Below are 22,740 nucleotides of genomic sequence, written 5' to 3'. Positions count from 1 at the left end.
GTTGCCGCGATTTCAGGCTGCGTGGATCGCGAGACGGTTCATTTCCTGGGTTACGAGCTGCCGGTACGGGCCGGTTTCACGCATCAGGCGGTCCGGCGGACCATCCTCGATGACCTTGCCATCCTTGAGCATCACGACGCGGTCAAAATTGCGCAGCGTCGCGAGACGATGCGCAATCGCGATCACGGTGCGGCCGCGCATCAGGCGGCCGAGCGCGTCGCGGATGGCCTCTTCGGATTCGCCGTCAAGCGCGGCAGTTGCCTCGTCGAGCAGCAGGATCGGCGCGTCCTTCAGAAACGCGCGCGCGATCGCGATGCGTTGCCGCTGGCCGCCGGAGAGCTTGACGCCGCGATCGCCGACCATGGTGGCAAGGCCGTCGGGCAGATTTTCGACGAAGTCGCAGCGCGCCGCGATCGCCGCGCGCAAAACCTCGTCGTCGGTCGCCGTTGGGCGGCCATAGCGGATGTTCTCCATGATGGAGCGGTGGAACATCGAGATGTCCTGCGGCACCACCGAGATCGCCTCGCGCAGGCTTTGCTGGGTGACGCGCGAGATATCCTGGCCGTCGATGGTGATACTGCCTATGTCGACGTCGTAGAAGCGCTGCAACAGCACGAACAGGCTGGATTTGCCGCCGCCGGACTGGCCAACCAGGCCGACGCGCTGTCCGGGTTTGAGATTCAGGTTGAATTTGTCGAACACCTGGACACCGCCGGGATATCCGAACGAGATATTCCCAAAGGCGATGGCCGCACCGCTCTTGATCAGCGGTTCGGCCTCGGGGTGGTCGCGCAGCTCATGCGGCTGCAGCAGCGTTGCGATCGCCTCCGAGAGCCGGGCCGTGTGCTGGGTGACATCGACAAGCGCTACCGCCAAATCACGGGTCGCGTGCAGGATGGAGAGGCCGAGCGTGCAGACCAGCACCACGTCGCCGGTCGTGGCTTGGCCGCTCTGCCACAGCGTGACCGCCCAGTACAACAGGGCCACCGTCAATGCCAGCGTGATCACGGCATGGGTGAGACGAAGCTTTTCCAGATAGCGCAGGCTGCGGCCCCGCGCGGTCAGTTCGCGGTCGACGGTGTTGTCGAAGCGGTTGTGCTCATGGTCGAGCCCGCAGAACGCCCGCACCAGCGGCATGTTGTTGATGACGTCGACCATTTCGCCGTCAACGGCGGCGGCCTTGTCGGCGTAGTCGTCATGTAACGGCTTGCCGGCGGCCGCGATCCGGAACATGGCGATGAGGACCACGCTTGCGATCACAATCATCCCGGCCGCCATCGGCAGGCTGACAGTTCCAATCAGCGCGATTGCCACAATTGTGGCGATGCAGGGCGGCAGCACGTTCCATACGAACATGTTCTCCACCGTGAATACGGCATTGGAGGTGGCCGTGATCCGGCTTGTCAGCATGCCCGGGAGCCGGTCGATGAAATAGCTCGGGGCGTGCCCGGTCAAATGGCGGAACATGTCGCGGCGCAAATCGCCGGTGACGCCGACAAACGTGAAGCTCGCTGTCCAGCTCGCAATCCGCCACAACAAAACGTCGGAACCGATCAGCGCTATGAGAAAAACGAATGCCAGCCATACACCGCCGCTATGCGCCGGTCCGGCGGCGAGGGCGTCGACGAGATACTTCACGCCGTATTGGGTGCCGACCGAGCAGGCAACGGCTGCAACAACCGCGACCAATATCACCAGATGCGACGGGCGCCGCTGACGCAGATAGCGCATCACAAAGTGGAAAGGGCGATTTGCATATCCCGAAAGATTGTCCATGTGCCTGCTAAACCTGTTGGAGATAAACGAGAATCCCTAGCGGATCGCCGATTGCCGAGAGCCGTCTTGATGAGGATCATCCCGAGGACGCGGTAGCGCCTCATCTGCACAACAATTCCGCAGCAAGGTCGGTCCGAAGAGCCTGATCACATGTGATGTCATGAGCAAGACGACAGTGTGCGCGAAGTGCGCATCATCTTGGAACTTCGCAGGTGCGTAAACGTTCCCGACTTGGCGATGCCGCGCCACGAGGGGCTGAGGGCTTTCAAAGCAGAGTCAGAGATCAGGAGGTTGTTAGGATGCGCATCGCGCAGGTTGCTCCGTTGACGGAGGCTGTTCCGCCCAGGCTGTATGGCGGTACCGAACGCGTCGTCTATTGGCTGACCGAGGAACTGGTCGCTCTGGGCCACGAGGTCACGCTATTCGCCAGCGGCGATTCCCGAACCTCCGGCAAACTGGACGCGACATGGCCGAAGGCGTTGAGGCTGGACGGGTCGGTGCGGGATCCGAACGCACTTCACATGCTGATGCTCGAGCGCGTACGGCAAAAATGTGACGATGAAGAATTCGACTTTCTTCACTTCCATCTCGACTACTATCCGTTCTCGCTGTTCGCGCGGCAGCCGACGCCGTTCGTGACCACGCTGCACGGCCGGCTGGATCTTCCCGAGCATCAGCCGGTGTTCGCGACATTCTCGAAGATTCCGCTTGTTTCGATCTCAAATGCGCAGCGGCGGCCGGTGCCGAAAGCAAACTTCATCAACACCATCTATCATGGCCTGCCGGAGAAGTTGCTGACGCCCCAAGCCGTGAAACCGAGCTATCTTGCCGTCCTCGGCCGTATCGCGCCGGAAAAGGGCGTGGACCGGGCGATCAGGATCGCGATTCGCTGCGGCATTCCGCTCAAGATTGCGGCGAAGGTCGATCGCGCGGACCAGGAATATTACGACGCGATCATCAAGCCGATGATGGCTAATCCGCTGATCGAATTTATTGGCGAAATCGGCGACCACGAGAAAGCCGATTTCCTGAGCGGGGCGATCGGGCTGCTGCTGCCGATCGACTGGCCGGAGCCGTTCGGCCTTGTGATGATCGAGGCCATGGCCTGCGGCACGCCCGTGATCGCCTACAACCGTGGATCGGTTCCTGAAATCATCGACGACGGCAAGACCGGCTTCATCGTCGAGGATGAAATCAGCGCGGTCGCCGATGTCGGGCGGCTGGGGGAACTTGATCGCCAGGCCATTCGCACGCATTTCGAGACGCGCTTTACGGCTCGCCGAATGGCGCTCGATTATGTCAACACCTATCAGGGCATGATCGACGCGGTGAAGCCGCGGATGAAACTGGTCAGCAGCGCGGAGTAGAGAGGGCAGCTTCTGTGAGGACGCCCATTGACGTCTCCGACGATGGCCTGTGCCATCGTCGGAGTCTTCACCGGCGGCGTGCGACACGAAACTATTCAGACGCTCGCGCGGTTCCGTCGACGGGGATCAATGTCGGGCGCTTTGGGCTGTGCTCCTCGACCCATTTTTCGACCCGCTTGCGAACGCCCCGCCTGGGCCGTGGCACAGCATGGTTCTCGGAGGAACGAAACAGCGCGTAGTCGCGGCCGAATAGCCAGCGCGACATCTGAAAGACGCCGTGGGTGATGAACAATGCGGCGACCACATCAATCGAATAGTGATAATGGCCCAGCAGCACGACGGAGCCGAAGAACACGGTCAGCGCCAGATAGAACGTCCGCCACGGCGGGATGTGCCAGAAGGCAAGCGCGGCGAGGAACGGCAGGCCGGTATGGCCGGAAAAGAACAAGTCGCCGCCGTAAAAAATCGAGTTGAAGAACGGCGCCGGCTGCTGCGGATCGATCGGCGACGGTGCCATGTGGGTGAGCGCCACGAAGACGGCGCGGACCACCAGGAACAGCGCCGTTGCCTTCAGCGCGAACGGCAACCGGTTCGGCCGCCAGGCCAGCAGCCCCGCCGTGATGACGAAGGCCGTGAACGTGCCGTAGATGAACAGAAAGCGGACGTTGTAGGGCCCGACGCGACTCAGCACAAAATCGGTGACGTGGTTGCTGGCATGGACCGTGGCATAGGTGACAGCGGCGAAGATCGCGATGCTGCTGGCAGAAAGGAAGGCGGCGCCTTCGCATAGCGAGCGGACATACGCGCGCGTACCAAACAGCGTGCGGTAAAGCCGCATCGTGTCCTGCATTGTCCCTGCGCCTCCGTTCGCGGTAGTCGGCGACGATAGGTGCGGCGGGCTTCGTCGCTCGGGCCGCTGGATATCCTTTACTTCAGCGTTACCGTAATGCGAGGCGAAGTATCTGCATGTGAACTATGCCACACCTCGTCGATTTTTGCCGCTGCCCGCTAGCTCATCACCCCCACGATCGCGCCCATCAGGCAGGTGGCCAGCGTACCCGACACGATCGACTTCAGCCCGAGCGCGTTGATTTCTTCGCGGCGGTCGGGCGCCATGGTGCCGAGGCCGCCGATCATGATGCCGAGGCTGGCGAAGTTGGCGAAGCCGCACATCGCATAGAGCATAATCAGCCGCGACCGCGGATCGAGCGCATCAGGACCGAGTTTCGATAGATCGACATAGGCGATCAACTCGTTGAGCACCGTCTTGGTGCCCATCAGGCTTCCCGCCGTGATCGCCTGCGGCCACGGCAGGCCCAGCAGCCAGCACACCGGCGCCATCAGATAGCCGAGCAGCCTCTGCAGCGAAATCCTGGCGCCGCCGATCTCGGGCAACAGGCCGAGGATGGCGTTGGCGAGATAGACCAGCGCCACCAGCACCAGCAGCATCGCGATGATGTTGAGCAGCAGCTCCAGTCCGGACGTGGTGCCCTTGACGATCGCGTCCATGGTGCTCTTCACTTCCGTATCAGTGTTCGCCAGCATTCCGCCGGTTCGCTTGTCGGAAGTTTCCGGCACCATGATCAGGCTGATCAGGATCGCCGCGGGTGCGCCGAGCACCGAGGCAATGACGAAATGCGCGGCCGCGTCCGGGATCAATGGCGCCAGAAACGTGGCGTACAGCACCAGCACGGTGCCGGCGATACCCGCCATTCCGCCCGTCATCACCATGAACAATTCGCTGCGGGTGAGCTGCGCAAGGTATGGGCGGATGAACAGGGGCGCCTCGACCATGCCGAGGAAGATGTTGGCGGCGGCGGAAAGGCCGACCGCGCCGCCGACGCCGAGCGTACGTTCCAAAAGCGAGGCCATGCCGCGCACGATCGGCGGCAGCACCCGCCAGTAGAACAGCAGTGTGGTCAGGACGCTCATGACGAGGATGATCGGCAGCGCCTGGAACGCCAGGATGAAATCGGCGCCGGGAGCCTTGAGGTCGAACGGCAGCGTGCCGCCGCCGAGATAGCCGAACACGAAGGAGGTGCCGGCGCGGGACGCCGCCGCGATGGTATTGACCGCGTCATTGATAGCGCTGAACGCCTTTGCGACCAGCGGCAGCTTGAGCAGCACCAGCGCGGTGGCCACGGTAACCGCAAGCCCGACCGCCATCTGCCGCCATGACACCGCGCGGCGGTTCTCGCCGAGCGCCCACGCGATTCCCAGCAACGCCAGCACGCCGAAAGCCGATTGCAGTTGCAGCATGATCCCAAAGTCCCCCGGTCGATTATGGCAGCGGGGGACTTGCAAGCGCAATGCCGGGCATTGACAGCCCGTGGGCATTGACAGGGGGGCCAGGGTCGTTCACGGCGTAATCAACAACAATGCAAGCGGGGCACGGCTCACGCTTCGAAAAGCAGGATACCGGCCTCACCATGTCTTCCCTGATGCCTGTCGGCGCCGGCGATCTGCTCAGGCATCCATCCTTCCTGTCGTTTCTGCTGTCGCGCAGCCTGTCACGTTTCGCCAGCCAGATCGGGGCCGTCGCCATCGGCTGGCAGGTCTACGACATGACCGGCAGCGCCTTCGATCTCGGCATGATTGGACTGGTTCAATTCCTGCCGACCGCGTTGTTTCTGTTCGTGGCCGGCCACGCCGCCGACCGCTACGAGCGCAAACGGGTGGTGCAACTCTGCCAGATCGCCGAGGGGCTGACGGCGCTGTTTTTGGCCTGGGGCGCCTATGCCGGTTTTCTTAACGTGACGCAGATATTCATTGCGTCCTTTGTGCTCGGCATAGCCGGGGCCTTCGAAAGCCCGGCATTGGCCGCGCTGCTGCCGCTGATCGCGCCGAAAGGCTCGCTGCAGCGCGCCACCGCGGTTTCGAGCGGCGCGGCGCAGATCGCCACCATTGCCGGTCCCGCGCTGGGTGGGCTGGCTTACGCCCTCGTGCCAAGCGCGGCCTACGGGGTCATGGCCGCGTTTTTCCTGTTCGGGGCCGCAATCATGGGCGCGATCCGGCTGACGCAGCCGGCCGTGGTGCGGGATGTTGCGACATCAGACGATATCTTTGCCGGCGTCAAATTCGTCCGCAACAACCCGGCCATTCTGGGAACGATCTCGCTCGATCTGTTCGCGGTGCTGCTCGGCGGCGCCACGGCGCTGCTGCCGATCTATGCGCGCGATATCCTTCAGACCGGCCCGCTCGGCCTCGGCATCCTGCGCGCCGCGCCCGCGATCGGCGCGCTGCTGATGACTGCGTTCCTCGCGCACCACACCATCAACCACCGCGTCGGAATACGGATGTTTCAGGCCGTGATCGTGTTCGGGGTGGCGACGGTGGTGTTTGCGCTGTCGTACTGGATGTGGCTGTCGGTGCTGGCGCTGGTGGTGCTCGGCGCCGCCGACGTCGTCAGCGTGGTGATCCGTTTCTCGCTGGTGCAGCTCGCAACGCCCGACGACATGCGCGGCCGGGTCGGCGCTGTCAATTTCCTGTTCATCAATGCTTCAAACCAGCTAGGCCAGTTCGAGAGCGGCGTTACCGCGGCACTGTTTGGCGCGATGCCGGCCGCCGTGCTCGGCGGCGTCGGCACCATTGCGATCGCGCTATTGTGGATGAAGCTGTTTCCGACGCTGCGGGATGTGGAGAAGTTGGAGTAGGGGAGGCGAGTGGTACGTGTCCCGGACGCGGTGCAGCGTGACATTAGCGCGTTTACGCGCGTCTTCGACACGCTATGGCTCCGCAGAGCCGGGACCCACCGCGTCATGGGCCCCGGCTCAGCAGTGCAGCACTTCGTGCCGCACTGCGTCCGGGGCACGAGAGAGCCTAGCCCCGCCCGACGAACGGCATCTTGGTTGCCATGACCGTCATGAACAGCACGTTGGCGTCGAGCGGCAGACCCGCCATGTAGGCCACCGCGTCGCCGACCGCTTTTGCGTCCATGCGCGGCTCGTGTTTCATCGTGCCGTCGGGCTGCATCACGCCAGGGCCGGCGACCATGCGGTCGGTCATCGGGGTTGCGGCATTGCCGATGTCGACCTGGCCGACTGCGATGTCGTACATGCGGCCGTCGAGGTTGGTGGCCTTGGTGAGACCCGTGATGGCGTGCTTGGTCGAGGTGTAGGCCGACGAGAACGGCCGCGGCGCGTGCGCCGAGATCGAGCCGTTGTTGATGATGCGGCCGCCGCGCGGGTTCTGGTCCTTCATGATGCGGAAGGCATGCTGGGTGCACAGGAAGGGGCCGGTGAGGTTGGTGTTCACCACCGCCTGCCACTGCTCGAGGCTGAGGTCCTCGAAGTTCACCGGCGGCGCGCCCATGCCGGCATTGTTGAACAGCACGTCGAGCCGGCCGTAGGTTTCCTTGACCTTGTCGAACAGGGCGGCGATCGAGGCCGGGCTGGTCATGTCGGCGGAAACGCACAGGCTCTTGCCGACATTGTCGCCGAGCTTCTTGGTCTCTTCCAGCATCTCCATGCGGCGCCCGGCGAGCACCACGGTGAAGCCGGCATTCATCAGCGCCAGCGATGCCGCGCGTCCGACGCCGGTGCCCGCACCGGTGACGACTGCGATCTTGTTTGTTGCTTCGGCCATTGTTTCCTCGCCTTTACTTCTTTGTTTCTGTTTCTGATTTGTAGGGTGGTCTTGGAATATTCTGGTGCGCCGCGCGCAACGCCGCCGACCAGCGCGAACGCAGATCGTGGAAATAGGGCTCGCCGGCCTCGATGCGGTGATTGAGGTCGGCCTCGCAGGCATCCGCGCGCACCACCAGCACGTCGATCGGCAGGCCGACGCCGAGATTGGAGCGCATCGTCGAATCCATCGAGATCAGACTGGTCTTCAGCGCCTCGTACAGTTCGACGTCGTAATGCATGGCGCGATCGAGCACCGGCTTGCCGTATTTGTGCTCGCCGATCTGCAGGTAGGGCGTATCCGTGGTGCATTCGATGAAATTGCCGGCGGTGTAGACCATGAACAGCCGCATCCGCGAGCCCTTGATCTGGCCGCCGAACAGGAACGAGACGTCGAAACTGACGTCTTCCGAGCGCAGCGCGTCGCCCTCGGTGGCGTGGACGCTGCGGATGGCGCGCCCGATGCGCTGGGCCGCCTGGAACATGGTCGGCGCATTCATCAGGGTTTCGACCTCGCCGCTATGCGGGTCCTCGATGCCCTCGGTCAAGGTGGACAGCACCGACTGGCTGATCGCCAAATTGCCGGCGCTGGCGATCGCCATGATCCGCTCGCCCGGCTTTGAGAAAATGTGCAGCTTGCGAAAGGTCGAGACGTTGTCGAGGCCGGCATTGGTGCGGGTATCCGCGATCATGACCAGACCGTCCCGTACCAGCACTCCGCAACAATAGGTCATTCCACGTCCCCGAAACCGTCCGAATTACCGGCGGGGCACTAGTAGCCAATTTTTCGGGGGCATCCAACCCCAATTCCCCAGGCCGTGGCATGCGCTGGATGGGTAAAAAGACGCATTGAAAGGGTGGCTGCGCGGAATGAGGGCTCGATCGGCGCTTGATCGTGCTGCGAACCGAACCCTACGACACGCCTCCGTCGTTCTATTTGCCACCGACAAGGAGGTTCTTGTAGATTTTCCCGTCCTTCATGATGACGACGAAATTCTTTGCCGGGTCTTCGATCAGCTTGATGTTATCGACGGGGTTGCCATCCACCAGCAGCAGGTCGGCCAGCGCGCCTTCTTCCACCACGCCGAGCTTGCCGGGATAAGGATTGCGAAGCCCGGACATGGCAAGCAGTTCGGCGTTTGTCGATGTCGCCATGACGAGCGCTTCGGCAGGGGTGTACCAACGGGTAAGCGAGGCCAGAATTGCCCCTTGTTGTTGCGCCAGTTCGCGGGAGAACAGCACATCCGTGCCCCACGCGGTCTTGATCTTGTATTTCTTCGCCATCTCATAGGCGCGGGCTATCCCGGGCCAGACCTCTTCCGCTTTGGCTCGCTGGACAGAACCCTCAGGAAGGCCCAGCCTCATTCCCTCCGGCAGTGGCTGCATGCTCAGCCAAACACCCTTGTCCGCGATCAGTTTTGCGGTTGCGTCGTCCATCAGGAAGCCGTGCTCGATACACCTCGCGCCGGCCGCAATAGCGCTCCGGATCGCAGCCGGCGTAAAGGCATGCGCGGCGACGTAGGTCCCCCAATTCTCGGCCGCTTCGACCGCGGCGCGCATTTCGGCCTCCGTGAAGGTGCTGACGTCGATCGGACTGAAGGGGGACGACACTCCGCCGCCCGCCGTCAACTTGACTTGTGAGGCGCCCTGCATGAGCTGTTCGCGTACGCGCACGCGCACCTCGTCAGGGCTATCAGCAACGATGGCGCCGCCGATCTGCTCCATGCGGGTAAGCATGCCGCCGATCGTCCGCGGCAAATCAGTCAGCTGCCGGAAATCCCCATGCCCGCTCGTGACAGTGATCATGGCGCCGGACGGATAGATACGCGGGCCCTTGACGATCCCTTCATCGATGGCGCGTTTGAGACCAAACACCGGCCCGCCCACGTCGCGAATGGTGGTGAAGCCGCGCATCAACGTGTCTGTCGCTTCGTCGCCAGCTACCAGATTGTTGAAGCCGACATCACCGAACGCCTCTACCGGGTTCGTGCGGATCAGCATCGCGTGCCAATGCGCATCGATCAGGCCCGGCATCAGGACGCGGCCGGCACCATTGATCGTTGCGGTTTGAGCATCGACCGCGATCGAGGCCGTCGAAATCTTCTCTATCGTGTTGCCTCGGATCAGGACGTTGGACGGCGCTGAAAGCGCGCCGCTCTTTCCGTCGAAGATCCTGACGTTCTGAAATAATGCAGCTTGCTGGGCCTGCGCTGAGGGCGGGGCGGAGAAGCTCATTCCGATTGCAGCCAGAACTGCCAGCACGGAACCGCCGGGCAATATTCTCAAGCAAGACATTCTCATCGTCGCGTGTCCCCCGTTATCTGATCTGGTTATCTGGTCTGACCGTTCTCATTGCGCCTGATGATCTTGAGAACCCAGAAGATCACGCCGGCAATCAGGGACAGGACGCCAAGAAACGATAATGCCGTTGACTCGAGGTTCATGCCTGCGACCAGCAACACGCATCCCAGGACGATCAGAAGCAGACCGCCGAGCTTTTTCGCGAGAAAAACCGATCCTTCGTCAGCACGTGCAACCATAGCGACCACTCCCTTATGCCGTTTTCGCCGACGGCCACCACGCATATGCCAGCCACGCGATGCCGTGAGATATCAGGTCGACGCCAAGGACAAATCCAAGCACCCAGAGACCCGTCACCGGGAATCCCGTCAAAATGACGAGGCCGGCCAGAACGCCGAAGGCGCCGGACAGCAGCATGATCCAGCCCGCGTCTTTCCAGTGGCCGAAGCCCACCAGGATACGAACGATGCCGGATATCAGCAGCAGCAGGCCGAGGACATAGGTGAGGATCAAGGCGCTGGCGACGGGCTGGCTCACCAGCACGGCGCCGAAGGCGATGTACAGGATGCCCAGCAGCACCTGCCATACGAAGCCGCCCCATCCCTTGGTCCAGAACGCGTGAATCACTTCGAAGGCGCCCGCGATGATCGAGATCCAGCCGATGAACATCGTGCTGATAACGGTCACGAGCACGACGTCACCCAACACCAGGATTCCCGCGGCGATCATCACCAGTCCGAGGAGGACGCAGATCCAAAATGGTGGCGCGGACAAACCATCGGCGCGCAGACGTGTACTACCGTCGTAAGTGGTCATGTTGCCCTCCTCGGTTCGGAGCCCGTTCGATCGAATGAGCGGCGCAGCGCCGGCCGCTCGCGGCTCGCGTCAGCATTCTGAAATTGGCTATATCCATCGCCAGCCACAGACGCGGCGCCCGCGGTGCCAATAACAGACCCAACGACGCCGGCGGTGACGATGGATTGGGCGCCGTCGCGGGGGACGCGCCACAGGACGCGGGGGCGGCCGGCGGGTGACGGCCTGAACCCGCACAGTAAGGTCATCCTCCTTGCTGCCGGGATCCTTGCTGCCAAGGTCTTTGCCAAGATCTTTCTGGGGCGCGAGGGGTATGGCCTCGACCACGGCCGGCAGCGAACTTGCGGCCAAACCCGCGGCTGCGGCCACACACAGAATGCCCCGTAATACGCTGCGACGCTCGATTGCATCCATTGGGCTCACTCCTTTGACCAGCGCCTTGCTATTTTTTCTCCTCGGAGCAACCTGCGTCTCGCAATCGGGGATCAGGCCGATTTCGAGCCTTCGACCGCGGGATCGTCACTTGGGATTTCTCCCGGCAGGTAGTTCGGGAGCTTTCCGGCCGGAATTACCGCGAGCAAGGCGAGTCCGGCCATGATGAGCAGGCCGATCTTCAGCGCTCGCAGCCGCGCCTCCGTGTTCACGCGCACCGCTTCCTGCACCTGCTGCGGCGTAGCGGTTGTGTTCTCCATCACGCTCCGCAAGCGCTCGTTACTGACGAATGTGATGTTGTTGAGATCGACCTGGCTCTGCAGCTCCTTGGGCAGCACCGGATTTGCGGCGATGCTGCTGACGGCGATTGTGCTCAAGAGGCCGACAAGCAGTGCGCCGGCGACGGCTGTTCCGACTGCCGCGGCGAGATTCTGCGTGGTGCCGCGTGCCGATCCGACGTCGCCTGCCAGTGCCTTGGGCGAGGCGGTGACCAATACATTGAACAGCAGCGTGACCAGCGAGCCCTGGCCGATACCGAACAGGACGAGGCCGAACAGCACGGGAATCTCGCTCCAGTCGTTCCGCACCACGAACGCGAGCCACACCAGTGCAATCGTGCAAAGGGCGAAGCCATAGCGGCCGATCTGGCGGGGCGTCAGTTTGTCGTAGACGTTGACGATCAGCATCGCCGTGAAGAACACCGTGAGATTGAACGGCATCATCGCGATCGCGGTCGCCAGAGGAGAGCGGCCCTGTACGATTTGAATGTACAACGGCACAGAAAAGTTGAGCGCCGCCTCCAGTGCGACCACGGCAAACAGCCCGTAGACCGCCGCGCGTTCCTGCGGCGAGTCGATCACCTCGAGGGCAAGCAGCGGCGTCTTCCCGGCCGCCTGGCGCCGATGCGTCCAGATCAGAAAGGCCTGGCCGAGTACGATACCCAGAACGATCATGACCGGCGCAGGCGAAAGGCCGAGCAGGTTGAACGGCGCATTGGGTGTTGCCAGCGCCAGGCCCCAGCCGTTCAGGTTATTGAAGCCGAAACTGATGAGGATGATGGCTGTTGCCGCCAGCACAACGCCTGTGATGTCGATCTGGACGTCCGGTCGTCCGTGGTCGGGCCTGAGGCGGAAGCTCAAGACGAAAACAATGGCGGAGGCGGCGATCAGGATTCCGAACGCCGGACGCCAGCCGATATATGTGCCGAGGACGCCGCCAATGATGAACGCCAGCACGCCGGCAGCGGCCCGCGCCGAACCAAGCGCACCCACCGCGGTCGCCTGTTGGCGCCCGGTATAATTCTCGGCGATCAGCGCCACCAGCGACGGCACGATCACGGCCCCTGCCGCGCCGCAAAGCGCCTGGGCCGTGATCATCAGCGTCGCGGTGGGGCTGAACGTCATCAATATCTGCGCGGCGCAGAACAGGACGACGGCGGCGCGGAAGACCTGAGCGGCGCCGAACCGCTGGGCGAGTTTCGCGCCCAGCATCACGAAGCCGGCAACCAGCATCGAATAGGCCACGATACCGGTCGCGACGGTCGTCGGCGGGACGCCGAAGCTCTGCACCATGCCCCCCATCGCGACCGGCAGCGAAGCGACGTTGAAGGACATGATCATCTGGCCGAACGCAATGGCGATCATCGGGACCCATGACGCCTGCGCGTCTTCGCGGATGTCGCCGATTGAAATCGAGTGCGTCGCCATGGCGTCCTCCGGCTTGCGCGGTTCCGGATCGGTCGGGTCTTGCGGCCCGTCCCAATCCCTTTGGCATCTGATTCATTCTTCCGGTTGCGACACGAACAGATCCATTCCCAGCCGCTGCGACAGGAATTTTGCGGCTAGCTGTCCCTTGACGCTGTTGCCTGCAGCGTCGAGCGGGGGTGCGAAGGTTCCGAAGCCGCCTTTACCCGGGGAAACGGCGACGATACCGCCACCGATTCCGCTCTTTCCGGGCAGGCCGATGTCGTAAAGCCAATCGCCCGAAGTCTCGTACAGTCCGGCGGTGATCATCACCGCCAGCGCGTAATGACAGACAGCCGGATCGACCACGCGTTTCTTGGTGATGGGGTTGACGCCGCCGTCAGCCAGCGTCGCGCCCATGACCGCGAGGTCCCGGGCGCTGACATTCAGCGAGCACTGCCTGGTGTAGAGGTCGGTCGCTTCCTTTGCGTCGCAGTAGATCCGATCAAAACTCTGCAGCAGGCGGGCAATGCTGCGGTTGCGGAAGTTGGTATCCGACGCCGAAGCGTAGACCTCTTCGTTCAGCGGCAGCTGTCGGCCCGCGAATCGCGACAGTCCGTCATGGATGAATTGCCATTTTTCATCCGCGGTCGTGCCAGGCGCAAGGCTCGTCGTTGCAATGGCGCCCGCATTGACCATCGGGTTGGTGCGGCCGCCGCCGTGCTCGATGGCGGCGAGGGAGTTGAAAGCAAGGCCCGTGGCGTTTGCTCCGAGCTTGGCGCGCGCTTCTTCCGGTCCGATCGTCTCGCATACCAGCGCGAATACGAACGGCTTCGACACGCTCATGATCGAGAATTCGTAGTCGGTTTCCCCGGCGGCATGGACGCGTCCGCTGGTGCCGACGACGCAGACGCCGAACAGATCGCTGGGGATTCTGGCCAGCGCCGGATAGACTTGCGAGTTTTGGCCGTCGGTATTCGATTTAAAGCGCCGCTGCGCTTCGGACACGAGTGCCTGTACCATCTCGGGCCCGGGCAGATGCCCTGTCGAAACGTATGGCCGTTCGGCTTGTGCCGTGATCGATGGCGAGTCCATGGGACTCCTCCTCAATCCTGTTTGTACGATCCTGCTCGTGGGTGCCGGGGACATCGGCAACGTTCGTTGCTCATTGAGCAACCGATCACGTGGGATCTTGTCAGCTCTTTTTATTCGGCCTGACAAACAAGCGCTCCTAAGTGCACGGAGTCAAGCATACAACCTGACGCACTGGTTTGCGCAACGTGTGCTTCGTCGTGAAAAGTTGTGGCAAATCCGTGCAACGCGATGGCACAAACTGCATATGCCGGGAGCCGACTAATCAAGTCGCGCTGCGTCCGTGCCACAGCACGCATACGGATACATCCACATACAGTGCGGTCAAGTCACACCGTTGCCAATCAAGCATACCGAAACTGGAATTGCTTGTTCCGCCTCCATGAGCCTCTTCCGCGGGATGAAGTCCTCAAGACCCAAATCCAAGGGGCACGGAATCTCCTAGTTTCCCTTCGGCCCGGCCGGCCCTGGAGGACCTGCTGGACCGGGCGGCCCGGCAGGTCCGGGAAGGCCGCAGTTCTGTATCACCACGTCTCTGGTATCCGGCCCTGACGTGATCTTCACGATACAAGTGGAGGGGAATTCTGCTCCAACCCACCTGAAACCGCCCGTCGATGTGCTCTCAACCTGTACCGTTTTGGTCGGACTGATTGTGATCTCCACCTTGGGGTCGCGCGGTCGCCTGACCCGTCCGGCGATAACTAACTCGCCTCGCGATATGGTGGCGGTCGTGATCAATATTTCTGCCTGGGCATTTCCGCTCAACGTGACCAGACAAGCGGTTGAAGCAACGGCCACTGTGCCGACAAGCTTTGTGCGCATAGCAAGTCTCCCCTGCAATTTGTAATACGGGACTTGATCACCAGCGCTCAATGTTAGCCGTGCGATCGCATGGAAGGGTTGGCGGCGTGTGTGCTTTGCTACAAAAGTTTGTGACAAATTACGCGATCGGGTGGCACGAACTGCATACGCCTCGAAGCTTGGCGAGCGGAAGGCTGAAATAGAATGGGTGCCGCGAGGCAGGGCAGCAGCGCCGAGGGAGCGGATGCGCGCTGGTATTCCGCCGAGACGCTGGTAGCGTCGGTTAGGCAGCAGGCACTCCTATCGCGGATGCAAGATGCGCGCTCCGATCATGACGCGGCCGACCGCGGAACCTGATTCAACTCCCGCTCAGGGCGGGTCGCTGGTCGATCCCCGCCAGGGCGACATCGAGGATGATGCCTCCAGCCCCGGACGGAGATCGCTGCTGGCGATCGCCGGCAGTCTGCTGGTTGAAATCAGTCTGCCGAAACTCCTGTTCGCCTGGACCGTCTCGCTGCTGTTGCCGGCGGTGCTGCTCGGTCTCGCGCCGCTGATCGCGACGGCCTGGTTTTCCTCCGTGTCCGAACATGTTCTGGAACTGACCGGAATCGGCGCGGCGCTGCTGCTGGTCGCGGTCATCGCGCTCGGATGGTTCGGATGGCGGCCGCTGTTTCGGGCCGCTGAGACAAATTTCTGGTCGCTCAATGCGCTCGCCGTCCAGCCCGGCTACGCGTTTGGCCGCGAGGCGCTGCGGCACCTGGCGGAGCTGGTGTTCGGCAGGAACGCCGACGCGGCGGGGCGGGCACGGCTGCGCGCGGCGAGCTCCGCCGGCGCGGGCATTGTGCTCTGCCTGTGTGCGGCGGCAATCGCGATTCTCGTTTGGCCGTTCTCGCGGTGGATCGGTTCGGTGCCCGACCTTGTGCTTCTGCACCGGCTGATCGTTCCGACATTGGCCAATGCGGTCGTATTGGTATCGGGTTATCTCGCATTCGCGTCGCTGGTCTGGGGCTTTGCGGATGCCAGCATGGATCAGCCGCTCGATCTTCCCGAATTCGACGACGCGCCGTCCGGTTGCCGGACCTGGCGTGTCGCGCATCTGTCGGACCTTCACGTGATCGGCGAGCGATATGGCTTCCGTATCGAGAGCGGACGTGGCGGCCCGCGCGGTAACCAGCGCCTTGCGCGGCTGATGGTCCGTCTTGCGGCGATCCACGCCACCGACCCGCTCGACCTCATCCTTGTGACCGGCGACATGACCGACGCCGGCCGCGCGACGGAGTGGGCCGAATTCCTCGACGTGGTGGCGCTGCATCGTGACCTCGCGGCTCTCATGGTCATGTTGCCCGGCAATCACGATGTGAACATCGTCGACCGCGCCAATCCGGCCCGGCTCGATTTGCCGTTCAGTCCCGGCAAGCGGCTGCGGCAGATGCGAACGTTGTCGGCAATCGCAGCGGTGCAGGGGGAACGCGTGCATGTCGTCGACGACGCGGGAAAGCCGGCTGCCACCCTCAACGAGGCGTTGGCGTCGCATCGAAAGCGGATCGCCGCCTTTGCCGAACGCGGCGGCTTGCGCCGCGCCGCCGGGCTGGTCGGGCTGTTCGACGACCTGTTTCCGATGCTGTTGCCACCCGATCGGGAAGACGGATTGGGCGTCTTGATCCTGAACTCAAACGCCGATACGCATTTTTCCTTCACCAATGCGCTCGGATTGGTTTCCGTAGAACAGATGCGCCGGCTCGCCGCGGCGCTGGGTCGTTTTCCCCGTGCGCAATGGATCGTCGCGCTGCATCATCATCTGATAGAATATCCGATGCCGGTTGCGAATTTTTCCGAACGCATTGGAACCGCGCTTGTCAACGGCAGCTGGTTTGTTCGCAAACTCAGGCCTTTCGCGAAGCGGGCCGTGGTCATGCACGGCCATCGTCATATCGACTGGATCGGCGCCTGCGGTGCGCTGAAGATCATCTCTGCTCCGTCGCCTGTCATGGGTGGCCCTGACGCCAAACCGACGCATTTTCTGATCCATACGCTGGCTGCTGGTTCGGGCGGGCAGCTCTGTCTGCTCCCACCGCAGCGCGTCGAGATCGCCGGCGAGACCGGCGGCTAGCTTTTGTCGGCCCCTATTGCTTCGATCCGCCGAGCAGATCGGCTATCCAGCGGCTTGACGGATGCTGGGCACAGAAGGTGAGGATCGCAAGCGCGATCGGCACGCCGATAAAGGTTCCGAACAGGCCCCATTGAAAGGTCCAGAAAAAAATCGCGAACAACACCACCAAAGGAGATATCGAAAGCATGCTGCCGGCAACGCGCGGCTCTATATAACTGCCGACCACGAACTGGATGATGTTGAGGCACGCGAAGAGGGCAAGAACCGCTTGCCAGCTCTCAAATTGCGTCATCGCCAGCAGAGTGGGAAACAGCGTTGCGATGAAGGGCCCGATAAAGGGAATGTAGTTGAGCGCGAAGGCGATCACGCCCCACTCCAGCGCGAACGGCAATCCGGTGATCCAGGCGAACGCACCGACGAGCAGGCCGGTGATGGCGCTCATCTGCGTCCGAACCAGGAGGTATTTCCGGAATTTGGCTGCGGTCGCGCTACTTCCGTCCAGCAGCACGCGCGCAACCTCGGGCTTGCCGAGCGTCTCGATCCTTCGTCTTGCGTCCTCTACTTCCAGAAGTCCCAGCACAACATAGACAAGTGCAATCACCCAGAAGCTGAGCGTGGTATTGACGCGGCCGGTGACGAACTGCGTTGTGCGCATCAGCCACCCGACGTTGAAATGCTCGGCCCACAAGCCGGCGACGGAGACGCCATGGCCGTCGAGCCACGTCACCATGGCGCCATAAAGCGCCTGATAGCGCACCGTATCGGCCATCAGTGATCGTCCGACCCGCCCAAAGCCCCACGCCGCGAGCGAGGCGAAAGCGAGACAGACCACGATCGTGACGACAATGGTGGTCGCCAATGCCAGCAGTTTCGGCATTTTCGCCTGCAGGCTGCTCTGCAGCGGCCAGACGATCGCGATGATGAAAAGCGCCAGCGCCAGCGGAGCGAACACCGCGCTTGCCTGCCTGACAGCGGCCGCCAGCAGCACCACTGCGATGATTCCGACCGCGAACTTCATGCGACGCCTGCTAGGCTCATTACCGGCGGGCAACTAGTAGCGAATTTCAGACCAGGCATCCAATCCCAATTATCCAACGGGGTGGCATGAACCGGGTGGGGTGAAACGAGGCCTTGAATCCGGTCGGGAGGGCTAGACCCGGGCGAGGATGATATGGGCCTGGATCTTGGCCGATATCTCGCCGCTGCCGTGCCTGATAGCGATGACCGAGGCCGCATGGTCGGTTGCGGCTTCCAGCCGGTCCGGACCCCGCGCTTCGATCTCGTTGCGCAGCGGAGTTCCCTGGCAATAGGCCAGCGCGACGTGGCGGGCAGAGAGGGCGCGGCTTTGCGCTGCCCTTGTCTCGATCTTCACGTCGGTAAAACCGGCCTTCGCCAGATCGCTGCGGATCAGCGCGGTGTCGTGATAGCCGTGGGGCGTGCGGGCCATGAAGCGGGGAGGGTCGCTTGGAAAGAACGTCGCGAGGGCGTCCGTGACGTCGCTCGCGAAGACGTTCTCCTCGATGCGATCCCAGGCGTTGAACAGGAAACTTCCGCCTGGCCTCAGAACCCGGCGGGCTTCGCGGTAGCCGGACGGGCGATCGGGAAAGAACATGACGCCGAATTGGCAGCAGACGAGATCGAACGCGGCGTCCTCGAACGGCAGCGCCTGCGCATCCGCCTTTTGCCAGATGATGCGGCTGTCCGCGCCTTGTCTTGATTTCGCATGATCCAGCATGGGCTGATTGAGGTCGGTGACGACGTATCTGGCATCGGACGACAGGATCGGCGCCAGTGCGCGGGTAACCACGCCGCTGCCGGCCGCGGTTTCCAGCACGGACTTCGGCGCCAATGCGGCGACGCGTTCTGACATGTCCCGCGCGTAGCTCGCGAAGATCAACGGAACCATGTGGTGATCATAGTTTTCCGGGATCGAGCCTGCGAACAGCTTGTCGGTTTCCGACATCGCGGTCTCCTGCGTTGCGCATGGTGGTTTTGCTTGCAGTCTTGTCTCGCGGCCCTATAGATTTTGGCAGCTCTAAAGAAAAAAGAAAACATTCTGGGAGGCGGAAATTGCGCGCCATTTGCTCCGGCAGGTTGAAATTCGCTTTCCCAGTGTTCTTGTGCATCGCGCTATGTGCCGCAAGCCCCGCCGCAGCGCAGAAGAAGGGTGGTACGCTCCGGCTCTATCACAACGACAATCCGCCCTCGACGTCACTGCTGGAAGAAGCGACCATCGCCTCGGTGCTGCCGTTTGCGACGGTGTTCAACAATCTCGTGGTGTTCGATCCGGCCATGCCGCATGAGAGCATGGAGACCGTGATCCCGGATCTGGCTGAAAGCTGGTCCTGGGACGCGACCAACACCAAGCTGACCTTCAAGCTGCGGCAGGGCGTGAAGTGGCACGACGGCCAACCCTTCACGGCGAAAGATGTGCAGTGCACCTGGCGAATGCTGATCGGCAAGACCGAAAACCAGGATTTCAGGCGCAACCCGCGCAAGGTCTGGTACACCAAGCTGCAGGACGTCAGCATCAATGGCGACCATGAGGCGACGTTCGAACTGAGCGAGCCGCAGCCGAGCCTGCCGGTGCTGCTGGCGAGCGCGTTTTCAGCCGTCTACCCCTGTCACGTGCCGCAGGCTGTGATGCGGAGCAAGCCGATCGGCACCGGACCGTTCAAGTTTGTCGAATTCAAACGCGGCGAGTCCATGCACGTCGTGCGCAATCCGGATTACTTCAAGAAGGACCGTCCCTATCTTGACGAGATCACGGTGCGCACGATCGACAACCGCGCCACGCGGATGCTGGCATTCTCGACCGGCGACTACGACATCACCTTTCCTTCCGACGTCAGCGTTCCCCTGCTGAAGGACATCAAGGCGCGGGCACCGAACGCGATCTGCGAGATGACCGGCACCGGCACCCAGATCAATCTGCTGGTCAATCGCGTCAACCCGCCGTTCGACAATCCCGATATCCGCAAGGCGATGTCGCTGGCGCTCGATCGCAAGGCCTTCAATACCATCCTGATGGAAGGCAACGCGCGTCTCGGCGGGGCGATGCTGGCAAAGCCCGAGGGCGAATGGGGCATGTCGCCGGAATTGGTGTCGTCGCTGATGGGGTATGGCCCTGACATCGCCAGGAACGTCGCGGAAGCGCAGGCGATCATGCAGAAGCTCGGCTACAGCGATGCCAAACCGTTGCCGATCAAGATCCAGACCCGGAACCTGCCGACCTATCGCGACCCCGCGGTGATCCTGGCCGACCAGCTCAAGAAGATTTACATCGTCGGCGAACTCGACATCCTCGATACGCCGCGATGGTATGCGCGGCTGGCGAAGAAGGATTTTACGATCGGACTGAACGTCACCGGCGTCAGCGTCGACGATCCCGACGGCAACATCGTCGAGAATTATTCGTGCAGGTCCGAGCGCAACTATACCCAGTACTGCAATGCCGAGGTCGACAAGCTGCTGGCGGCGCAATCGCGCGAACTCGACAAGGAAAAGCGCCGGAAGATCGTCTGGGATATCGAGCGCATCCTGGTCGATGACGCCGCGCGCCCGATCATCCTGCACTCATCGGCCGGCAATTGCTGGCAGCCGCATGTGAAGAACTTCAAGCCGCACGACAACAGCCAGTACAACAATCTGCGGTTTGAGGATGTGTGGCTGGATAAGTGACGGCATTGTTCCGACGCGGACACCATCCTCGTCATTGCGAGCGAAGCGAAGCAATCAATGGCTCGGCAGAGAAGGTGGATTGCTTCGTCGCTTCGCTCCTCGCAATGACGGTGGTTGGATCTACGACTGGCTTTGCCACTGCCCCTGCCGGCCGCCGGCCTGTTCGACCTTGACCGCAACCGTCAGCGTCTCGTTGCCGCCGCCATAGCGGGTGCCGCGGACCGGGGCCGCGCCGAGATAGTCGAGGCCGATCGCAATGCGGGCGTGGGCGTCCGTGGTGCAGATGCCGTTGGCCGCATCGAAACCGACCCAGCCCAGATCAGGCACGAAGGCTTCCGCCCAGGCATGGCCGGCCTGCTGGTTGACGGTGCCGTCGGAGCGCAGGAAATGCCCGGAGACGAAACGCGCCGGCACGCCGCCCGAGCGCGCGCAGGCGATGAAGATATGCGCGTAGTCCTGGCACACGCCGCGCTTGAGCGCGAAGGCTTCCGCCGCCGAGGTGCCGCTGTTGGTCGGGTCCTCGTCGAACGTCATGTGCTCGTTGATCTGCACCATCAGCGCATGCAGGAAGCCGAGCACGTCGTCACCGGATTCCGAACGCATCTCGCGGGCAAAGGTCGCCATCGCCGGATTGACTTCGGTGAGCGCGGTGGAGCGCAGGAACAGGCTCGGCGGGAAACGCTCGTCGGTGCCACGCAGCACGCCGCCGGTGTCGTGGGTCTCGATCAGGCCCTCGACATTGATGGTGAGGTCGGCGAGGGGCCCGTGAGTCAGAACATGCGTGACATTGCCGAACGCGTCCTGGTGCATGTCGAGCCGGGAATCGGTGGAGACGTCGATCTGCCACTCGGCGACATATTGCCCGTCATGGCTGCCGGGCGTCATCCGCAGGATCTGGATCACGCCTGAGGCCGGGGGCTCATAGCGATAGCTGGTGGTATGGGCAATTCGCAGGCGCATGGGTAGACCGGGATGAGGTTGAGATCGTCATGCCCGGGCATTAGCGCGAAGCGCGCCTTCGCGCTAGACGTCCCGGGCATCCACGTCTTTCTTCCTTCTCACTCTCCAAAGCAAGACGTGGATGGCCGGGTCAAGCCCGGCCATGACGCTGAATGTATCAAATCAGATACTGCTTCGTGATGATTTCACCCAGCCGAGCGTTATCAGCAATGAATTCCTGGATGAATTCATGGACGCCATGCTGGAAGATATCGTCCATATGGCTGTGTTCAAGCCGGTTGCGGACGCCGCGGGCGTGGCGCTGGGAGGCGCCCTGGCGGCCATAGGCGACGCCGATCTGGTCGAGGTTCCGCACCAGATTGCTGTAGCAGCTCGCCAGCGAGCGCGGCAGCGTGTCGTTGAGGATCAGCAAATCCGCGATCAGCCAGGGCTTTAGCGTCTCGCGATAGACCCAGTGATAGGCCGTCAGCGCCGACACCGAGCGCAGGATCGAGGTCCACTGGTAATAATCCAGCGGACCGCCGACATGTTCCTCCTCGGGCAGCAGCACGTGATATTTCACGTCGAGAATGCGGGCGGTGTTGTCGGCGCGCTCCAGATGCAGCCCGAGGCGCGAGAACCAGTAGGCGTCGTTGCGCAGCATGGTCCGGTAGGCCGAGCCGTCGAAGCGGAGCGACGTCTCCTGCACGAAGCGCAGGAATTTTGCGAGTTCCTCGCGGCTCGACGTTCCTTTGCCCCACACCTCCTGCAGCTCGATCCAGGCCGAGTTGATGGTGTCCCACATCTCCGAGGTCAACGCCGTGCGCACCGAGCGGGAATTGAGCCGCGCGGCCTCGATGCAGTTCTTGATCGAGGAGGGGTTCGACGGCGAGAACGCCAGATATTCGACGACGTTCTGTTCGTTGGCTTCCTGATAGGCCTCGTAGAAGCTGGCGCTGACGCCGGCGGTCAGTAGCGCGGAATCCCATTCATTGGTCTTGCCGATATAGGCGGCGGGAAGGGCGGTGACGCGCAAGGTGGCGTCGATGGTGCGCGCGAGATATTCAGCGCGCTCGACATAGCGGGCCAGCCAGTACAGGTTTTCGGCGGTGCGCGACAGCATC

General features: G+C 62.5%; 18 protein-coding genes. 4 read left to right on the top strand and 14 right to left on the bottom strand.

What is annotated here, in order from left to right:
• Window positions 1-12 precede the first annotated feature (12 nt).
• Complete coding sequence (locus ABIE49_RS06350) at window positions 13-1,776, bottom strand: ABC transporter ATP-binding protein (RefSeq protein WP_192734074.1); 1,764 nt, start codon at window positions 1,774-1,776, stop codon at window positions 13-15.
• 299 nt (window positions 1,777-2,075) lie between these two features.
• Between ABIE49_RS06350 and ABIE49_RS06345 the strand changes: the two genes are divergently transcribed.
• Complete coding sequence (locus ABIE49_RS06345) at window positions 2,076-3,143, top strand: glycosyltransferase family 4 protein (RefSeq protein WP_192734073.1); 1,068 nt, start codon at window positions 2,076-2,078, stop codon at window positions 3,141-3,143.
• A 91-nt stretch (window positions 3,144-3,234) separates the two neighbouring features.
• Here the strand turns inward: ABIE49_RS06345 and ABIE49_RS06340 are convergent, their stop codons facing one another.
• Both ABIE49_RS06340 and ABIE49_RS06335 read right to left on the bottom strand, forming a co-directional pair.
• Window positions 3,235-3,993, bottom strand: a complete 759-nt coding sequence (locus ABIE49_RS06340; protein WP_192734072.1) for a phosphatase PAP2-related protein — start codon at window positions 3,991-3,993, stop codon at window positions 3,235-3,237.
• A gap of 158 nt (window positions 3,994-4,151) precedes the next feature.
• Entirely contained in the window at window positions 4,152-5,402 is a 1,251-nt protein-coding gene (locus ABIE49_RS06335) for a NupC/NupG family nucleoside CNT transporter (RefSeq protein WP_192734071.1), read from the bottom strand.
• Between the two features lie 170 nt (window positions 5,403-5,572).
• Here ABIE49_RS06335 and ABIE49_RS06330 point away from each other — a divergent pair, with 170 nt between their 5' ends.
• Complete coding sequence (locus ABIE49_RS06330; protein ID WP_192734070.1) at window positions 5,573-6,796, top strand: MFS transporter; 1,224 nt, start codon at window positions 5,573-5,575, stop codon at window positions 6,794-6,796.
• Window positions 6,797-6,962: 166 nt separating this feature from the next.
• Here ABIE49_RS06330 and ABIE49_RS06325 read toward each other — a convergent pair whose 3' ends face one another.
• The 7 genes from ABIE49_RS06325 to glsA all read right to left on the bottom strand — a co-directional run bounded on the left by ABIE49_RS06325 (window position 6,963) and on the right by glsA (window position 14,088).
• Window positions 6,963-7,727 carry an SDR family oxidoreductase gene (locus ABIE49_RS06325; protein WP_192734069.1) on the bottom strand — a complete coding sequence of 255 codons (765 nt, stop codon included), beginning with the start codon at window positions 7,725-7,727 and terminating at the stop codon, window positions 6,963-6,965.
• A gap of 13 nt (window positions 7,728-7,740) precedes the next feature.
• Window positions 7,741-8,499, bottom strand: coding sequence for a proteasome-type protease (locus ABIE49_RS06320; RefSeq protein WP_192734068.1), 759 nt, complete (start codon window positions 8,497-8,499; stop codon window positions 7,741-7,743).
• 199 nt (window positions 8,500-8,698) lie between these two features.
• Complete coding sequence (locus ABIE49_RS06315; protein WP_354067406.1) at window positions 8,699-10,000, bottom strand: metal-dependent hydrolase family protein; 1,302 nt, start codon at window positions 9,998-10,000, stop codon at window positions 8,699-8,701.
• A 95-nt stretch (window positions 10,001-10,095) separates the two neighbouring features.
• Window positions 10,096-10,305 carry a hypothetical protein gene (locus tag ABIE49_RS06310; RefSeq protein WP_192734066.1) on the bottom strand — a complete coding sequence of 70 codons (210 nt, stop codon included), beginning with the start codon at window positions 10,303-10,305 and terminating at the stop codon, window positions 10,096-10,098.
• A 13-nt stretch (window positions 10,306-10,318) separates the two neighbouring features.
• Window positions 10,319-10,882: an HdeD family acid-resistance protein gene (locus ABIE49_RS06305; protein WP_192734065.1), complete on the bottom strand. Its 564-nt coding sequence runs from the start codon at window positions 10,880-10,882 to the stop codon at window positions 10,319-10,321.
• Window positions 10,883-11,364: 482 nt separating this feature from the next.
• Complete coding sequence (locus ABIE49_RS06300) at window positions 11,365-13,017, bottom strand: MFS transporter (RefSeq protein ID WP_354066627.1); 1,653 nt, start codon at window positions 13,015-13,017, stop codon at window positions 11,365-11,367.
• Window positions 13,018-13,089: 72 nt separating this feature from the next.
• Complete coding sequence (gene glsA, locus ABIE49_RS06295) at window positions 13,090-14,088, bottom strand: glutaminase A (protein ID WP_192734064.1); 999 nt, start codon at window positions 14,086-14,088, stop codon at window positions 13,090-13,092.
• Window positions 14,089-15,202: 1,114 nt separating this feature from the next.
• Here glsA and ABIE49_RS06290 point away from each other — a divergent pair.
• On the top strand, window positions 15,203-16,996 hold the full coding sequence (locus ABIE49_RS06290) for a metallophosphoesterase family protein (protein ID WP_354066626.1): 1,794 nt from the start codon (window positions 15,203-15,205) through the stop codon (window positions 16,994-16,996).
• 13 nt (window positions 16,997-17,009) lie between these two features.
• Here the strand turns inward: ABIE49_RS06290 and ABIE49_RS06285 are convergent, their stop codons facing one another.
• Window positions 17,010-18,014, bottom strand: a complete 1,005-nt coding sequence (locus tag ABIE49_RS06285) for an AI-2E family transporter (protein ID WP_192734063.1) — start codon at window positions 18,012-18,014, stop codon at window positions 17,010-17,012.
• A gap of 132 nt (window positions 18,015-18,146) precedes the next feature.
• Window positions 18,147-18,959 (bottom strand): class I SAM-dependent methyltransferase, encoded by an 813-nt coding sequence (locus ABIE49_RS06280; RefSeq protein ID WP_192734062.1) that lies wholly within the window; start codon window positions 18,957-18,959, stop codon window positions 18,147-18,149.
• Between the two features lie 107 nt (window positions 18,960-19,066).
• Here ABIE49_RS06280 and ABIE49_RS06275 point away from each other — a divergent pair, with 107 nt between their 5' ends.
• Window positions 19,067-20,677, top strand: coding sequence for an ABC transporter substrate-binding protein (locus ABIE49_RS06275; RefSeq protein WP_354066625.1), 1,611 nt, complete (start codon window positions 19,067-19,069; stop codon window positions 20,675-20,677).
• A 120-nt stretch (window positions 20,678-20,797) separates the two neighbouring features.
• Here the strand turns inward: ABIE49_RS06275 and ABIE49_RS06270 are convergent, their stop codons facing one another.
• On the bottom strand, window positions 20,798-21,637 hold the full coding sequence (locus tag ABIE49_RS06270) for a transglutaminase family protein (RefSeq protein WP_192734060.1): 840 nt from the start codon (window positions 21,635-21,637) through the stop codon (window positions 20,798-20,800).
• A gap of 157 nt (window positions 21,638-21,794) precedes the next feature.
• Window positions 21,795-22,739, bottom strand: coding sequence for an alpha-E domain-containing protein (locus ABIE49_RS06265; RefSeq protein ID WP_192734059.1), 945 nt, complete (start codon window positions 22,737-22,739; stop codon window positions 21,795-21,797).
• Between the last annotated feature and the right edge of the window lies 1 nt (window position 22,740).

The sequence above is a fragment of the Bradyrhizobium sp. OAE829 genome, from assembly GCF_040546575.1.
GTDB lineage: Bacteria > Pseudomonadota > Alphaproteobacteria > Rhizobiales > Xanthobacteraceae > Bradyrhizobium.
Note: the sequence above shows the minus strand (reverse complement) of the source record. Positions and strands in the feature narration are given on the sequence as shown.

What these genes read in the sequence shown, in the direction of transcription:
- ABIE49_RS06340 (WP_192734072.1), bottom strand. Translation starts at nt 3,993, where the DNA reads ATGCAGGACACGATGCGGCTTTACCGCACGCTGTTTGGTACGCGCGCG.
- ABIE49_RS06285 (WP_192734063.1), bottom strand. Translation starts at nt 18,014, where the DNA reads ATGAAGTTCGCGGTCGGAATCATCGCAGTGGTGCTGCTGGCGGCCGCT.
- ABIE49_RS06300 (WP_354066627.1), bottom strand. Translation starts at nt 13,017, where the DNA reads ATGGCGACGCACTCGATTTCAATCGGCGACATCCGCGAAGACGCGCAG.
- ABIE49_RS06290 (WP_354066626.1), top strand. Translation starts at nt 15,203, where the DNA reads ATGCGCGCTCCGATCATGACGCGGCCGACCGCGGAACCTGATTCAACT.
- ABIE49_RS06280 (WP_192734062.1), bottom strand. Translation starts at nt 18,959, where the DNA reads ATGTCGGAAACCGACAAGCTGTTCGCAGGCTCGATCCCGGAAAACTAT.
- glsA (WP_192734064.1), bottom strand. Translation starts at nt 14,088, where the DNA reads ATGGACTCGCCATCGATCACGGCACAAGCCGAACGGCCATACGTTTCG.
- ABIE49_RS06305 (WP_192734065.1), bottom strand. Translation starts at nt 10,882, where the DNA reads ATGACCACTTACGACGGTAGTACACGTCTGCGCGCCGATGGTTTGTCC.
- ABIE49_RS06265 (WP_192734059.1), bottom strand. Translation starts at nt 22,739, where the DNA reads ATGCTGTCGCGCACCGCCGAAAACCTGTACTGGCTGGCCCGCTATGTC.
- ABIE49_RS06315 (WP_354067406.1), bottom strand. Translation starts at nt 10,000, where the DNA reads ATGAGCTTCTCCGCCCCGCCCTCAGCGCAGGCCCAGCAAGCTGCATTA.
- ABIE49_RS06270 (WP_192734060.1), bottom strand. Translation starts at nt 21,637, where the DNA reads ATGCGCCTGCGAATTGCCCATACCACCAGCTATCGCTATGAGCCCCCG.
- ABIE49_RS06330 (WP_192734070.1), top strand. Translation starts at nt 5,573, where the DNA reads ATGTCTTCCCTGATGCCTGTCGGCGCCGGCGATCTGCTCAGGCATCCA.
- ABIE49_RS06325 (WP_192734069.1), bottom strand. Translation starts at nt 7,727, where the DNA reads ATGGCCGAAGCAACAAACAAGATCGCAGTCGTCACCGGTGCGGGCACC.
- ABIE49_RS06345 (WP_192734073.1), top strand. Translation starts at nt 2,076, where the DNA reads ATGCGCATCGCGCAGGTTGCTCCGTTGACGGAGGCTGTTCCGCCCAGG.
- ABIE49_RS06320 (WP_192734068.1), bottom strand. Translation starts at nt 8,499, where the DNA reads ATGACCTATTGTTGCGGAGTGCTGGTACGGGACGGTCTGGTCATGATC.
- ABIE49_RS06335 (WP_192734071.1), bottom strand. Translation starts at nt 5,402, where the DNA reads ATGCTGCAACTGCAATCGGCTTTCGGCGTGCTGGCGTTGCTGGGAATC.
- ABIE49_RS06350 (WP_192734074.1), bottom strand. Translation starts at nt 1,776, where the DNA reads ATGGACAATCTTTCGGGATATGCAAATCGCCCTTTCCACTTTGTGATG.
- ABIE49_RS06310 (WP_192734066.1), bottom strand. Translation starts at nt 10,305, where the DNA reads ATGGTTGCACGTGCTGACGAAGGATCGGTTTTTCTCGCGAAAAAGCTC.